This window comes from Pseudovibrio sp. W64 (assembly GCF_001623145.1).
In the GTDB taxonomy this organism is placed as follows: Bacteria; Pseudomonadota; Alphaproteobacteria; order Rhizobiales; family Stappiaceae; genus Pseudovibrio.
In genome coordinates, this window is sequence record NZ_LMCI01000047.1 from 226,407 (window position 1) to 239,177 (window position 12,771).

The 12,771-nt window shown below is 49.9% G+C and carries 15 protein-coding genes; 13 read left to right on the forward strand and 2 right to left on the reverse strand.

What is annotated here, in order from left to right; genetic code table 11:
• Positions 1-239: 239 nt before the first annotated feature.
• A complete protein-coding gene (locus PsW64_RS26755) occupies positions 240-995 on the forward strand; it encodes an amino acid ABC transporter permease (RefSeq protein WP_199914828.1) in 756 nt (251 codons plus the stop codon).
• A 15-nt stretch (positions 996-1,010) separates the two neighbouring features.
• Here the strand turns inward: PsW64_RS26755 and PsW64_RS26760 are convergent, their stop codons facing one another.
• The gene (locus tag PsW64_RS26760; protein ID WP_063305585.1) at positions 1,011-1,469 is read right to left on the reverse strand and encodes an NUDIX hydrolase; all 459 of its coding nucleotides are present in this window, start codon (positions 1,467-1,469) and stop codon (positions 1,011-1,013) included.
• Between the two features lie 378 nt (positions 1,470-1,847).
• On the opposite strand from PsW64_RS26760, the gene kynU reads away from it, so the two are divergent.
• The 7 genes from kynU (at position 1,848) to PsW64_RS26795 (ending at position 8,951) form a co-directional block, all read left to right on the forward strand.
• Positions 1,848-3,080, forward strand: a complete 1,233-nt coding sequence (gene kynU / locus PsW64_RS26765) for a kynureninase (RefSeq protein ID WP_063305586.1) — start codon at positions 1,848-1,850, stop codon at positions 3,078-3,080.
• A gap of 2 nt (positions 3,081-3,082) precedes the next feature.
• A complete protein-coding gene (gene kynA, locus PsW64_RS26770; protein WP_063305587.1) occupies positions 3,083-3,925 on the forward strand; it encodes a tryptophan 2,3-dioxygenase in 843 nt (280 codons plus the stop codon).
• 318 nt (positions 3,926-4,243) lie between these two features.
• Positions 4,244-5,017 carry an ABC transporter ATP-binding protein gene (locus tag PsW64_RS26775; protein ID WP_057462851.1) on the forward strand — a complete coding sequence of 258 codons (774 nt, stop codon included), beginning with the start codon at positions 4,244-4,246 and terminating at the stop codon, positions 5,015-5,017.
• Positions 5,017-5,787 carry an ABC transporter ATP-binding protein gene (locus tag PsW64_RS26780; RefSeq protein WP_244271718.1) on the forward strand — a complete coding sequence of 257 codons (771 nt, stop codon included), beginning with the start codon at positions 5,017-5,019 and terminating at the stop codon, positions 5,785-5,787. Before PsW64_RS26775 ends, PsW64_RS26780 begins: the two co-directional genes overlap by 1 nt.
• 14 nt (positions 5,788-5,801) lie before the next feature.
• Positions 5,802-6,674 carry a branched-chain amino acid ABC transporter permease gene (locus PsW64_RS26785; protein WP_057462850.1) on the forward strand — a complete coding sequence of 291 codons (873 nt, stop codon included), beginning with the start codon at positions 5,802-5,804 and terminating at the stop codon, positions 6,672-6,674.
• A 15-nt stretch (positions 6,675-6,689) separates the two neighbouring features.
• On the forward strand, positions 6,690-7,670 hold the full coding sequence (locus PsW64_RS26790) for a branched-chain amino acid ABC transporter permease (RefSeq protein ID WP_057462849.1): 981 nt from the start codon (positions 6,690-6,692) through the stop codon (positions 7,668-7,670).
• Between the two features lie 81 nt (positions 7,671-7,751).
• On the forward strand, positions 7,752-8,951 hold the full coding sequence (locus tag PsW64_RS26795; RefSeq protein ID WP_063286811.1) for an ABC transporter substrate-binding protein: 1,200 nt from the start codon (positions 7,752-7,754) through the stop codon (positions 8,949-8,951).
• 68 nt (positions 8,952-9,019) lie between these two features.
• Here PsW64_RS26795 and hemP read toward each other — a convergent pair whose 3' ends face one another.
• Positions 9,020-9,187 carry a hemin uptake protein HemP gene (gene hemP / locus PsW64_RS27285; RefSeq protein WP_082596781.1) on the reverse strand — a complete coding sequence of 56 codons (168 nt, stop codon included), beginning with the start codon at positions 9,185-9,187 and terminating at the stop codon, positions 9,020-9,022.
• 299 nt (positions 9,188-9,486) lie between these two features.
• Between hemP and PsW64_RS26800 the strand changes: the two genes are divergently transcribed.
• Genes PsW64_RS26800 through PsW64_RS26820 form a run of 5 tightly spaced genes read left to right on the forward strand, consistent with a single transcriptional unit; the run spans position 9,487 to position 12,768 of the window.
• Positions 9,487-9,930 carry a hypothetical protein gene (locus PsW64_RS26800; protein ID WP_063305588.1) on the forward strand — a complete coding sequence of 148 codons (444 nt, stop codon included), beginning with the start codon at positions 9,487-9,489 and terminating at the stop codon, positions 9,928-9,930.
• 51 nt (positions 9,931-9,981) lie between these two features.
• Positions 9,982-10,707 (forward strand): MotA/TolQ/ExbB proton channel family protein, encoded by a 726-nt coding sequence (locus PsW64_RS26805; RefSeq protein WP_208981049.1) that lies wholly within the window; start codon positions 9,982-9,984, stop codon positions 10,705-10,707.
• Positions 10,697-11,080 carry an ExbD/TolR family protein gene (locus PsW64_RS26810; protein ID WP_063305590.1) on the forward strand — a complete coding sequence of 128 codons (384 nt, stop codon included), beginning with the start codon at positions 10,697-10,699 and terminating at the stop codon, positions 11,078-11,080. The genes PsW64_RS26805 and PsW64_RS26810 overlap by 11 nt, the downstream gene beginning before the upstream one ends.
• A gap of 33 nt (positions 11,081-11,113) precedes the next feature.
• Positions 11,114-11,500, forward strand: a complete 387-nt coding sequence (locus tag PsW64_RS26815; RefSeq protein ID WP_057462844.1) for an ExbD/TolR family protein — start codon at positions 11,114-11,116, stop codon at positions 11,498-11,500.
• Entirely contained in the window at positions 11,497-12,768 is a 1,272-nt protein-coding gene (locus tag PsW64_RS26820) for an energy transducer TonB family protein (protein ID WP_063305591.1), read from the forward strand. Before PsW64_RS26815 ends, PsW64_RS26820 begins: the two co-directional genes overlap by 4 nt.
• The last annotated feature ends 3 nt before the right edge of the window (positions 12,769-12,771 follow it).

Below are 12,771 nucleotides of genomic sequence, written 5' to 3' on the forward strand. Positions count from 1 at the left end.
TTCCTTGAAACGCAGTTGGAATCTGGCCCAATGCAAACCTAGCCATTTTAGCGATAACTACAATGCTGTTTTTGAGAGAAAACCGACTTCAATTAATTGTGTGCGGTAAGTCTCTATAAGATTTGTATAAGAGCGCACGACACTCTAGGTTTTGTGTCCGGCAATCTATCTGTGTTGAGGCAGATACATGAGCTGCTTACGTGTTTTGCTTCCGTTGGCAGCCTTCTTAAATTTGGAAGGTGGATACCTTGAAATTCCGAAATGCAGCAGTGCTCGTCGCATTGGCATTCGTTTTGGCGGGCTGCACTGGTGACCAGTGGGGCTGGTATGTAGTCTCACCAGATACTGAGACAGGAAGAGTTAATCTCGGTTTCATGATCGCCGGGCTGCAAGAAACAGTCAGTGTCTCGCTCACAGCAATCGCAATCTCCATGTTCGTTGGCCTTATTGTCGCTCTGCCGGGGCTTTCAGACAATAAATACGGAATTGCGTTTAACAGAACTTACGTTGAAGTGGTGCGCTCAGTGCCAAGTCTGGTGCTGATTTTTTGGGTTTATTACGGCTTGCCTGTTGTCGCGAATATTTCGATCAACGTGTTCTGGGCAGGTGTACTGGCTCTTGCCCTGTCAGACAGCGCGTTTCAGGCTGAAATTTTCAGAGCAGGTATACAGTCAGTCGACAAAGGACAGATCGAAGCGGGGCGCTCTCTTGGGCTGAGTTATTTTCAGCGTCTTCGTTTTATCATTCTTCCTCTTGCTATCCGCCGTATGCTGCCACCGCTCGGAAACCAATTGGTCTATATGCTGAAAATGTCGAGTTTGGTGTCCGTGATTGGCCTGCAAGACCTGACAAGGCGTGCAAATGAGCTGGTCGTCACAGAATATCGACCACTCGAAATCTACAGCGTCCTTGTTCTGGAATATTTGGTTTTGATCCTGATTGTTTCGCAAGGTGTCCGTTGGCTGGAGCGTCGTTTTAAGGCTGAGCATGCCTAGAAAACAGGTTGTTACCTAGCTTTTCTCTGGTGACCAGTTGGCCAGCAAAGCCTTTAGTTCCGGCTCATCTACAGCATGAACAGCATCGCTTACGGAGAACCATTTCCGTGTGCGCTCGTCCTTTTCTGGCCAGTCCTCAAGCATCTCAGTCACTTCCAGCGGATAAACCTTCACGCGGCAAGGGATTGGTTCTTTGGTGACCCGAAGTTTAGGGTAATGGTAGATGCCCGCAGCTTGATCTGTCAGCTCACCTTTGATGCCAGCTTCTTCGAAGGCTTCTTGCTCTGCAGCTTCTCCACCACTGAGATCCTTCATTGGCCAGCCTTTAGGGAGAACCCAACGCTTGGTTTCGCGGGACGTAATCAGAAGAATTTGTAGCTTACCTTTTTTATTCGTTTTGAAAGGCAGTGCAGCAAACTGGCGTTTTGGTTCTGGCCAGACTTGTGCCTCTGTCTTTCTAAGGGCACTCTTCATGGGTTTCTTCCTTAACAGTGATCCGGCCTAGTTTCATTTTTGTTTGATCCAGATCTTCAGCCGTGAGCAGAGCTTTCCTTTGTTTGTGGTAGGAAGTTAGGTCTGCCCCTGACTATCTAGTGTACTGCTTATATTTTTTCAGCGCTATTGCAAGATATAGCTGTGATTGCAGCCCGGTTGAGCGAGATTTATTTCCTTTTCTACATATTTAGAATATTTGTTCTGAAATTTCCAGATAATACTTTTTACCTAGACTTCATGGCGAGACTGTTGCTAAAAATACTTTAAACTTGAAATATTAAAAAATGGAATCGCAGCTCGGTATTGCTTTGATGCCAAAAAGAGTGTGATCATAAAAACGATAATAGGGGGCTGATAGTGGAACTGGATGCAGTAAGCATTGAGCAAAGAGATGGAGCTGACCCGCTCGCTCATTTGCGCCAGCTTTTCTCAATTCCTGATGGGATTATCTATCTGGACGGAAACTCATTGGGGGCTCTACCTAAGAATGTGTCTGCGGTTTTAGCCAATGCAGTCGAAGAGCAGTGGGGCAAAAGTCTCATTAAAGGGTGGAATTGCCACGGCTGGATTGATCTGCCAAGCAAAGTCGGAAACCGGATTGCCAAGCTCGTTGGAGCTGATGACGGAACCTTGATCTGCGCCGACAGCACCTCTCTGAATGTCTTCAAAGTCCTGGCGACTGCCATCAAGATGCGCCCAGGCCGTAAAGTTATTCTCTCCGATACAGGAAACTTCCCGACTGACCTCTACATGGCGCAAGGTCTGAAAGAACTGACCGGCGGCGACATTGAGTTGCGTCTGGTTGCTCCGGAAGAGGTTGAGGCTGCCCTCGATGATACTGTTGCAGTCATGATGCTCACAGAAGTGGATTACCGCACAGGTCGCAAGCACGACATGAAAGCGTTAACTGAGAAAGCGCATTCTGTTGGAGCGTTGGCGATGTGGGATCTATGCCACTCAGCAGGTGCTTTTCCGGTCCATCTGAAGGAAGCAAAGGCGGACTTTGCTGTTGGTTGCTCCTACAAGTATCTGAATGGCGGCCCCGGTGCTCCGGCATTTGTTTATGTGGCACCCCAGCATCAGAACCATTCAGGCAACCCACTAACGGGCTGGATGGGACACGATGCGCCGTTTGCTTTCGATCTGGGATACACGCCATCTGCTAAAACAGACCAGATGCGCGTTGGTACGCCTCAGGTTCTTGCCATGACCGCTCTGGATGCATCTTTGGATGTGTTTGATGAAACTTCTTTGGAGGCGTTGCAGGCTAAATCCATTGAGTTGAGTGAGCTGTTTATTGCCGAAGTCAAACGTCGCTGCCCTAATCTGGAGCTTGCGTCACCAACGGACCCACTTAAGCGCGGTTCTCAAGTCTCGTTCCGTCATGAGCAAGGCTATGCAGTCATGCAAGCACTCATTGATCGTGGAGTGATTGGAGACTTCCGCGCGCCAAATATCATCCGTTTCGGGTTTGCTCCTCTATACCTCTCTTTTGCTGAGGTCCTTAAAGCTGCTGAGATTCTTGAAGAAATTATTGCCGGAGATCTCTGGGACAAGCCGGAATACCACCAGAAGAGCAAGGTTACATAAGCATGGTTGAGAGTATTGATCGCAAATTAGAGCACCACGGGGCAGAGCTCTCTTTCAAAGAAAACATGTCTTATGGCGATTACCTTCGTCTTTCCGATGTACTGGGTGCGCAAGCACCTCTAACTGAAGCCCATGATGAACTGCTGTTTATCATTCAGCATCAAACAGCGGAACTTTGGATGAAGTTGGCGATCCGTGAGATGTCGGAGGCTTGCACTGCTTTGGCAAAGGATGAGTTTGCTGAGGTCTCAAAGCTGATGGCCCGCGTCAACAAGATCTTCGCGCAGCTCAACAGCGCGTGGGACATTCTGCGCACCATGACGCCAAGCGATTACACCACGTTTCGTGATAGCCTTGGCAAGTCATCTGGATTCCAAAGCTACCAATACCGTGCCATCGAATTTGTGGTCGGTAACAAAAACCCGGCCCTGATGAAACCACATGAGCATATGCCGGAAGTATCAGCATGGCTTCATCAGATTTATGAGGCACCGGGCATCTATGATCAGATGGTGCGTGCTTTGGCGCGTGCAGGCTTCGAAATCTCCGATGCAGTACTCAACCGAGACGTCACTAAGCCATATACAACTGATGCGTCAGTTCAGAAGGCTTGGGAAATAATATATCGCAATCCACGTGATAATTGGCATTTCTACGATCTTGCGGAGAAGTTAATCGACTTTGAGGACTTTTTTCGTCGGTGGCGATTCAATCACCTTACAACTGTAGAGCGTATTATTGGAAGCAAAATGGGCACTGGAGGCACTTCAGGGGCACCGTACTTGAAAAAAATGTTGGATACTGTGCTGTTTCCAGAACTTTGGCAGGTGCGCAGTGATCTGTAAGATTGCTGCGAAAACTACTCAATTTATGAAATTATTTTGTTCTAAAATCTCTTTAAATTGCGCATATAAGTGGAATTATCTATATGTTTCAGGCAATATATGCGCAGTCGAAGCTGTTTCCTCGCAACTTATGGGAAGGTTGTTGGGAGATGGAATCTGGAAAGTTTCACTCAACTTGTCCAGATAGAACCACAATAATCGAGTGATTAGGCTGCAAATGGCGCGGACTTCTGCCTTGAAATAATATGCTACTAAGGGCATTAGGTGGGTGCTTGACAACAATAAAACGCCAGTCCTTTGCAGTCTGGGGGGATAATAATGCTGGAAATCGAACAGCTGTCGAAGCAATTCGGCGGGTTTAGAGCCGTCAATAATTGCTCATTTTCGGTTCAAAAGGGCACAATCACAGGTTTAGTCGGTCCAAATGGAGCTGGTAAAACCACAACGTTTAATCTGATTGCCGGTGCCCTTCAGCCAACTGCTGGAAAAATCAAATTTTTGGGAGAAGATGTAACGCGCCTCAGCTCTGATCAGCTGTTTCATAAAGGCTTGGTACGTACATTTCAGATCCCGCATGAGTTTCATCGTCTGTCAGCTCTCGAAAACCTCATGTTGGTTCCGCCCGCTCAAAAGGGTGAGAGCTTATTCCAGAACTGGCTCAGCTTTGGCAGCGTGAAGAAGCAAGAAGAAGAAGTACGCCAGAAAGCTTTAGAGACACTGGAGTTTCTGGAACTGTCTCATGTTGTAAATGAGCGTGCAGGTAATCTGTCCGGTGGACAGAAAAAGCTTCTTGAGCTTGGTCGTACAATGATGACCGATGCAAAGCTTGTTCTGTTGGACGAGCCTGCCGCTGGTGTCAACAGAACATTGCTACGCCGCCTTGAAGACAAAATCCAAATCCTGAACCAGGAACGTGGCTACACATTCGTTCTGATTGAGCACGATATGGAGATGATCGAGAAGCTCTGCGATCCGGTCATCTGTATGGCGGAAGGCTCGGTTCTGATTGAAGGTGATTTCCAGACCGTTCGTTCTGATGCGCGGGTGCTTGAAGCCTACCTCGGTGAAACGGTTGGGGAGGCTGCACTCTAATGACGTCTCAAGCAATTGCAGAGCAACCAATGTCAAAGAACTCCGTGCAACAAGAATACTCCGGCAAACCAATCCTCACCATGACAGGTGTTCGTGGCGGATATGGCGATGCAGACATCCTGCAGGGTGTCGACATGCAAGTGACCGAGCAGGAAATTGTTGTAATTGTTGGCCCGAATGGAGCTGGCAAATCGACTGCGATGAAGGCGATCTTTGGCCTTTTGAAGGTTCGCGGAGGTTCTATTGTCGTCAATGGAACAGATATCGCGGGCTGGAAGCCAAACCGTATTGTACAGCACGGTGTTTGTTACGTCCCTCAGGTCAACAACATCTTCCGTGAGATGACCATTCACGAAAATCTCGAAATGGGGGCCTTCCTACGGAAAGGTGACATTTCTAAAAGCTTGGAAAGGGTCTACACCCTGTTCCCTGATCTCAAAGAACGCCGCAATGCGTTGGCTGGAAACCTGTCAGGCGGTCAGCGTCAAATGGTGGCAATGGGCCGTGCATTAATGCTCAACCCGTCATTGCTCTTGCTGGATGAGCCGACCGCTGGTCTCTCTCCAAAATACATGGAGCAGATTTTTGAGATCACCCGCAACCTGCGTGATGCAGGTCTTTCGATCTTGCTCGTAGAGCAGCACGCCAAGCAAGCATTAGCATTTGCTGACAAAGGCTACGTTCTTGCAGCTGGTAGCAACCGGCATGAAGGAACGGGGCAGGAGCTGCTCGCAGATCGTGAAGTCGCTGAAATGTTCCTCGGCGGGTAATAAGGGAAAATCCAATGCCATTCATGGAATTCGTCAATTTTTACCTCATGCCGGGGATCGTACTGGGCTCAATTTACGCTCTGGGCGCAGTTGGTATCACGCTGGTATTCGGCATCTTGAGATTTGCGCACCTTGCGCATGGTGACCTCGCAACGCTTGGCGCATTTGCGGCTCTCGGCGTGGTGACCATCTTCGGAGTAAGCCCTTGGGTTGCTCTTCCCGTTGCCATGGTTGTTTGCGCGTTTATGGCGATCGGCATCGACAAACTATTCTACGACTACCTCTCAGAGCGTCCAAAGATCATCGTGGTGATGTCCTCACTAGGTATCGCTCTCATGTTGCGTGCCGTTGTTCAGGTGGTCTGGGGTGTTGATACAGAAACATATACCCGTGGTATCGTCAGACCAGATGATTACTGGGGCATCCGCATCCGTGATCGCGAGATCTACACCATCATTGCAATGTTTGTGATCGTTGGCGTGTTGTGGGCGTTCTTGCAGAAAACCAAGTGGGGCAAGGCCATGCGTGCCATGTCCGACAACCCGGATCTTGCGCTGCTTTCTGGCGTTGATAACCGTAAGATCACAATGTTGACTTGGGGCATCGTCGGCGTTCTGTGTGCTGCTTCTGGTTTCTTCCTTGGCATCAACACAGAACTGAAACCGCTCATGGGCTGGACGATGCTTCTGCCAATGTTCGCAGCTGCAATTCTTGGCGGTGTAGGGCGTGTGGAAGGTGCAGTCATTGGCGGCTTGATTGTTGGCATAGCTGAAGAAACATCTGTTCTGTTTATCCCGGGAGAGTACAAGGCCGCTATGGCGTTTGCGATCCTCCTGCTCATCCTTCTTGTGCGGCCAACTGGCTTGCTCAAGGGTAAAGTTCTGTAGGGGGGGGGAAGAAACATGGAACTCATCGGTCTGCTTAACTATGCGGTGTTCATGGCGATCTTTATCGGCATTTACTCCCTTCTGGCTCTCGGCCTTAACATTCAATGGGGCTTTTCCGGTCTCTTTAACGCTGGTATCGCAGGCTTCTTCGCCGTTGGAGCTTATTCATCTGCGCTGCTCACGGCACCAGAATCCGCTGTCCATCTGGGTGGCTACCAGCTGCCCGTTGTTGTGGGTTGGATCGGTGCGATGGTCGCTGCTGGCGCAATTGCATGGCCAATCGGCAAAGTATGCTTGCGCTTCCGCTCTGATTATCTGGCAATCGCGACAATCGGCGTGGCGGAAATCATCCGTCTGGTCGTGAAGTCAGAAGGTTGGATGACAGGTGGCGCACGCGGCGTGAATAAGATCCCGCGTCCATTTGGTGATCTGTCCTATCTGTATTCCCAGCTGGCTTATCTTGCTCTGGTCTTTGCCATCGTGCTCGTCGTGTACTGGGCTATCGAGCGTCAGATTTCGGCTCCTTGGGGCCGTATGATGCGCGGTATCCGTGACAATGAAGATGCGGCAACGGCAATGGGTAAGGACATCAAGGCGCGTCGTCTGGAAGCATTCATCTTCGGTGCTGCTGTGATGGGGCTTGGTGGTGCGCTGTTTGCTCACTTTAACCGTTCCATAACCCCTGAAGCCATCGACCCGATGATCGCCACATTCCTGATCTGGATTATGTTGATCCTTGGTGGCTCAGGTAACAATCGCGGTGCACTTCTCGGCGTAGCCGTTGTCTGGATCATCTGGTCTGCGTCAGAGTTTGTAACGGATCAGCTGCCAACAGAATACGCCATCAAAGCTAAGTATATGCGCGTGTTTATCATTGGCTTGCTTCTGCAATTGGTCCTCCGGTTCAGACCGGAAGGGATCTTGCCGGAACCTCAGGGAACCGCTGGCAGTCCAGAAGTCAAAACCTTTCAAAAACAAGAAAGTGCAGCGAAATAACGCCAGCACTCGTGGAAATCAATTTTAACGCCCTGGTCAATCCGGATAGTATTTGAAACAGGGCTCTTTGGAGGTGAACTGATGCTTAAGAAAATCGCATTGGCAGCAGGCTTGTTCAGCGCTACTGCACTTGCATCCAACGCTGTTCAGGCTGATGTAAAAGTCGGTCTTCTGGGAGGTATTTCTGGTCCAATCGCGGCTATGGCTCCACCAATGCTGGACTCTGCAAAACTGGCTATCCAGCAGGTGAACGAGCAGGGCGGTATTCTGGGTGGCCAGAAGCTTGAAGCTGTTGTGGGCGACAGTGCGTGTAACCCGCAGAACGGCGTGGATTCCGCAACCAAGCTGGTAAACATTGAACAGGTTGCGGGTCTTATCGGCCCACACTGCTCTGGTTCAGTTCTGGCTGTTGCGAACTCTGTGACTGTTCCTGCTGGTATCACGCTGATCACACCATCAGGGACTTCCCCTGAAATCACAGGTCTGGAAGATAAAGGTCAGGTATTCCGTACAGTACCTTCCGATGACTTCCAGGGCCGCTCACTCGCGCGTACGCTGTTGAACCTCGGCACTAAGAAAGTTGCTGTTGCCTACCTCAATAACGATTATGGCAGCGGCCTTGCAAATGCTTTCAAAGTTGAATTTGAAGCAAACGGCGGTGAGATTGCTGGATATTCAGCACACGAAGAAGGTAAGGCATCTTACCGTTCCAACCTTGCTGAGCTGTCCCGTGGTGGCGCAGATACGCTTGTAATCTTCGATTACGGTGACGGCACTGGCCTGACCATCCTGCGCCAGGCGCTGGAAAACGGTTTCTTCACCAACTTCGTTGGCGGCGATGGCATGAAGTCAGATGCAATCATCCGTGAACTCGGCGCTGAAAATCTGACCACATTCATTGCTTCTTCTCCAGTAGGCGAGAAGTCCAACAGCCTTGAGCTCTTCAACGAAGCGTACAAAGCGGTTGGCGGTAACCCGGATGCAATCTTCGTATCCAACTCCTACGATGCTGCATTCCTGATGGCTCTGGCTCTGGAAAAAGCTGGTGGTGACGCTGCTAAGGTTTCCGAGGCAATGGCTGCTGTGTCCGACGGACAGGGTGAAGCTGTTCTTCCTGGTGAATGGAAGAAGGCAGTTGAGCTGATCGCAGCTGGCAAAGACATCGACTACAAGGGCGCATCTGGCGACCTGAACTTTGACAATGCTGGCGACGTTCCTGGCTCTTACGGCCTGTTCAAGGTCGAAGGCGATGCATTCGCGCTGCAGCAGGCTCTGAACTAAGGCTCAGAACAGTCAAATAAGGAAAGAGCCGGCCTCATCTCAGGCCGGCTTTTTTCATGGCAAACTTCTCACTTAGTAAGAATCAATTTGCCAAGTTTCGTGATCGACAATCGGTAGTTATCTTCGCGATGGGAGATTGTGATCTCGCGCTCATCGCCAAAGAGTGCCTTGCTATCAACAGTGCGCTCATGTGGCTGACTTTGTGAGCTTTCCTGAGCTTTTTCCATATCAGTCATTCGCCTCAGCCTTTCCCCAATTTTGGCTAGCGTGGATGGTCGCGATACCCTCAAGAGCTAGGGGGACTCTATCGCGTTTATTTCTTGACTTTCATATTCATGTTTTATTACAAGTGCAATGCCTACTCAATAATTGCTGGAGATCGCGTCCTCCCGCAAACCGTCCTGGAGTAGGATTTATATCGATGCGCAAGCCAGCTGTTACTCTCTCCCTCAACAGCCAGCCAGCCCACGATATCCTTGATATCTGCGACTGATTTGCATTTGCAACTAAGTTTTAATTTTTGGGTTGGGGTCCTATGAATAAGTTGGTTAAGCTGTTTTCACTTGCTCTTGCTGCCTTGTGGATAACGCAAATAACTGCAGCTGAAGCAGCAAACACGACAAGAGAACCAGTGATCGCTCTCCAGTTGAATAAAGCTGAGACCACTCAGAACGGGTGTCGTGTAAGCCTTCTTGTTCGCAATCACCTTAAAGATGAGATCAATCAACTGGCGTTGGACTTGGTAGTCTTTGATAGTGCAGGCGGAATTGCTGATTTCCTGAGCATGAAGACAGGTCGTCTTCCTTCCGGAAAGACGCGAGTTCAGCAGTATGACCTCCCATCCAGCAGTTGTGCAGACATCTCGTCATTGCTCATCAATGATGTCAGCCAATGCGAGGGAGCTGAAAATGTATCTCCGGCTAGCTGCTTAGACTCATTGAATGTATCCTCTCGCGCTGCGATAGAACTAACACTCTGAACCGCTGCAGAACCGAATTAGAAAAACAACGAGATTTCCAGAATGAATGCCATGATTGAAAACCTGGGCCTGACTGCAGCAATGACACCTTTTATGGATCTGCTTGCAAAAGGTGGTGTGGTTGTTGGGTTGCTGCTGGTTGTCAGCGTACTTGCTCTAACAATTGTTATTGCAAAACTCTGGCAGTTCTGGATTGCAGGCGTTGGTCGTCATCGTAAAGCTGAGCAGGCTGTGGCCTTCTGGCGCGTCGGCAAGCGTGATCAGGCCTACAGGATCGTGGTAACAGATCGCTCTCCGGTCTCCGACGTTCTGGCACATGCCATGCGCGGTCTCATGAAACCGCAGGTGCCAGAGAAAAGAGTCCGGGAAGATGTCGAGCGCGTTTGCTTCACGCATCTCGCGGATCTTCGCAGTTATCTGCGGGCATTGGATATGATTGCCCAGATCGCTCCTCTACTCGGCCTGTTCGGAACAGTGCTTGGTATGATCGGGGCGTTTCAGGCTATGGCCGACGCTGGTTCGCAGGTCGATCCATCTACTCTGGCAGGTGGCATCTGGGTCGCGCTGCTGACAACTGCCGTTGGTCTGGCCGTTGCAATCCCAGCTTCCGTGATGCTGTCACTGTTCGAAGGCCGCATCGAACGCGAGCAGGGGGCAATGGAAAAGATCGTCACTGAACTCTTCACCGGGGCAGTCACCTCCATCGCTACTCAAACTGAAGAAGCGGAACAGGTTGGAACACAGCCACGTTTTGAGGTTGTTCACGATGCGCCTTAGTGAGGCTCCAAAAAGAAGTCGTGCGCCTGGTCTCACATCTCTGATTGATGTGATCTTCCTTTTGTTGATGTTCTTCATGCTCGCCTCCACGTTCTCGATCTACCAAAAGTTGGATGTGACATCGGGAGTTGAGGGCGCAGGGCAAATGGAACAGTCCCCAATCCTTTTGCAAGTATTCGCAGAAGGACAGCTGTCGGTGAACGGTGACCGGGTGAAGGTTGAGGCGTTGATTGCGGCGCTCGACAACGCAGGTATAGAAAAAGTACGACCTGTGGCGATCATCCCTGCCAAGGATTCCACCGTGCAGGATGTCGTGAGTGCGCTTGAGATGCTTAAAACAGCAGGCTGGTCAGCGACGATCGTTGGCAATTGAATTCAGAATATTGCGAAATAAGAAGTTTAAAGAATGCGTCTGAAGACAAAACCACAAAAGAGGACATTTGAGAACACGATTCCATTGATCAATATCGTGTTCCTGATGCTCATCTTCTTCCTCTTTGCAGGTTCAATTGATAGAGACGATGCAAAAAACGTGAGCCCTGCAGAAACGCAGGAGCAATCCAGTCGTGAGCTTATTGCCGGAGCGCTGATTATCGCTCCTGATGGATCGATAAGCCAAAACGAACAACCAGTTCTTGTTGAGGATCTGATACCGCTGGACGGTAATAAAGACCCTCTGATGGTTGTTGCTGACAAGGCACTGTCTGGTCAGACACTCGCCAGAACCCTTGCCGCGCTGAAAAAACAAGGTTTCTCTGATATTACATTGGTCACCGTAAGGGCTGCCCAATGAAGAAGAGCATTCGCAGGAAAATCGGTGGTTCAGCCCTCACGACCGCCTTACTCGTGTCTGTCAGCGTTCACGCAGCTGGGTTTGCTTGGTTCTATACACGGGCTCCTGAAGTTCAGGTTGCCTCAACACGGTCAACGTCACTTTCTGTCGTCGGGTCGATTGAGGATCTTATTGCAGGTTCTAAGGAAGCTGTTGAACCGATTGAGCCGGACCAGCCAGATGAAGTTGAGCCTCGTGAGATTGAAACTTCGATAGAGCAAGTCAAAGAGATTGAGTCTGTTGAGCCCATTGAGCTGGTTAAAGCAGAGATCACACCAATCAAACCGATTGCAACGCAGGCTGTGAAACCATTACCAGAACCTGTTGCTGAAGGTGTTACCATCAAGGCTGAGATTGAGCCAATCAAGCCAAAAGAAGAAATTAAGCCGCTCAAACTTGAGCTTCAGCCTGAACAAATCAAACCTGCTGAGGTGCAGGAGATTAAGCCCGTTGAAGTTGCAAAAGTTCTGCCTGTTAAACAGCAAGAACCAGTAGAGCCGACTAAAGACGTCGATCCTGTAAAGCTGAAAGAGCAACAAGACCCAGTCAAACCGGACGAAGCCAAAATATCTCAACCAGAAAAACTGGAAGTGGTGGAGCAGGAAACACCGGAAGAACTGAAGCCGGTAGAAAAGAAGTCTGCTGAACTCGTTGATGAAAAGAAAGAGCTTGAGGCAAAGCCCGTTGAGACTGAAGTTGCTGCAGTAACTGTTCCAGTCCCGCGAGCAGCGCCGCCACGTCCAAAGCAGCCGCGGAAAACCAAGCCTAAGAAAACCGCAAAGAAGGCTCCTGCAAAAGTCAAAAAAGAGCCTGCCAAGAAAGCAGGTAACTCGGATGTTAATTCTGCTCGAGGCTCCAAGGTTGCCCGTAAAGGCTCCAACACCTCAAAGAATGGCAACAACATCGCTGGCTCCGGCGACGGTGCAGGCAATGCTGCAACGAGCAATTACTGGGGCAAGGTGCAAAAGAAGATCCAACGTGCTGCGGATAGACGATACCCGAGACGTGAGAAGAATCGGAAGAAGTCAGGCATCGTCCGTGTGAGTTTTGTCGTGCACAGAGATGGGGCTGTAACGGGAATTAGGCTATCCCGTTCGAGTGGGAATAAGCGATTTGATCAGGCCGCGTTGAAAGCCCTAAAGGCCGCTGCGCCATTCCCTGCATTTCCATCCTCGATGAGGAACAATACGGTCAGTAGAACAGCGCCGATAGTCTTCAAAGTACGATAACAA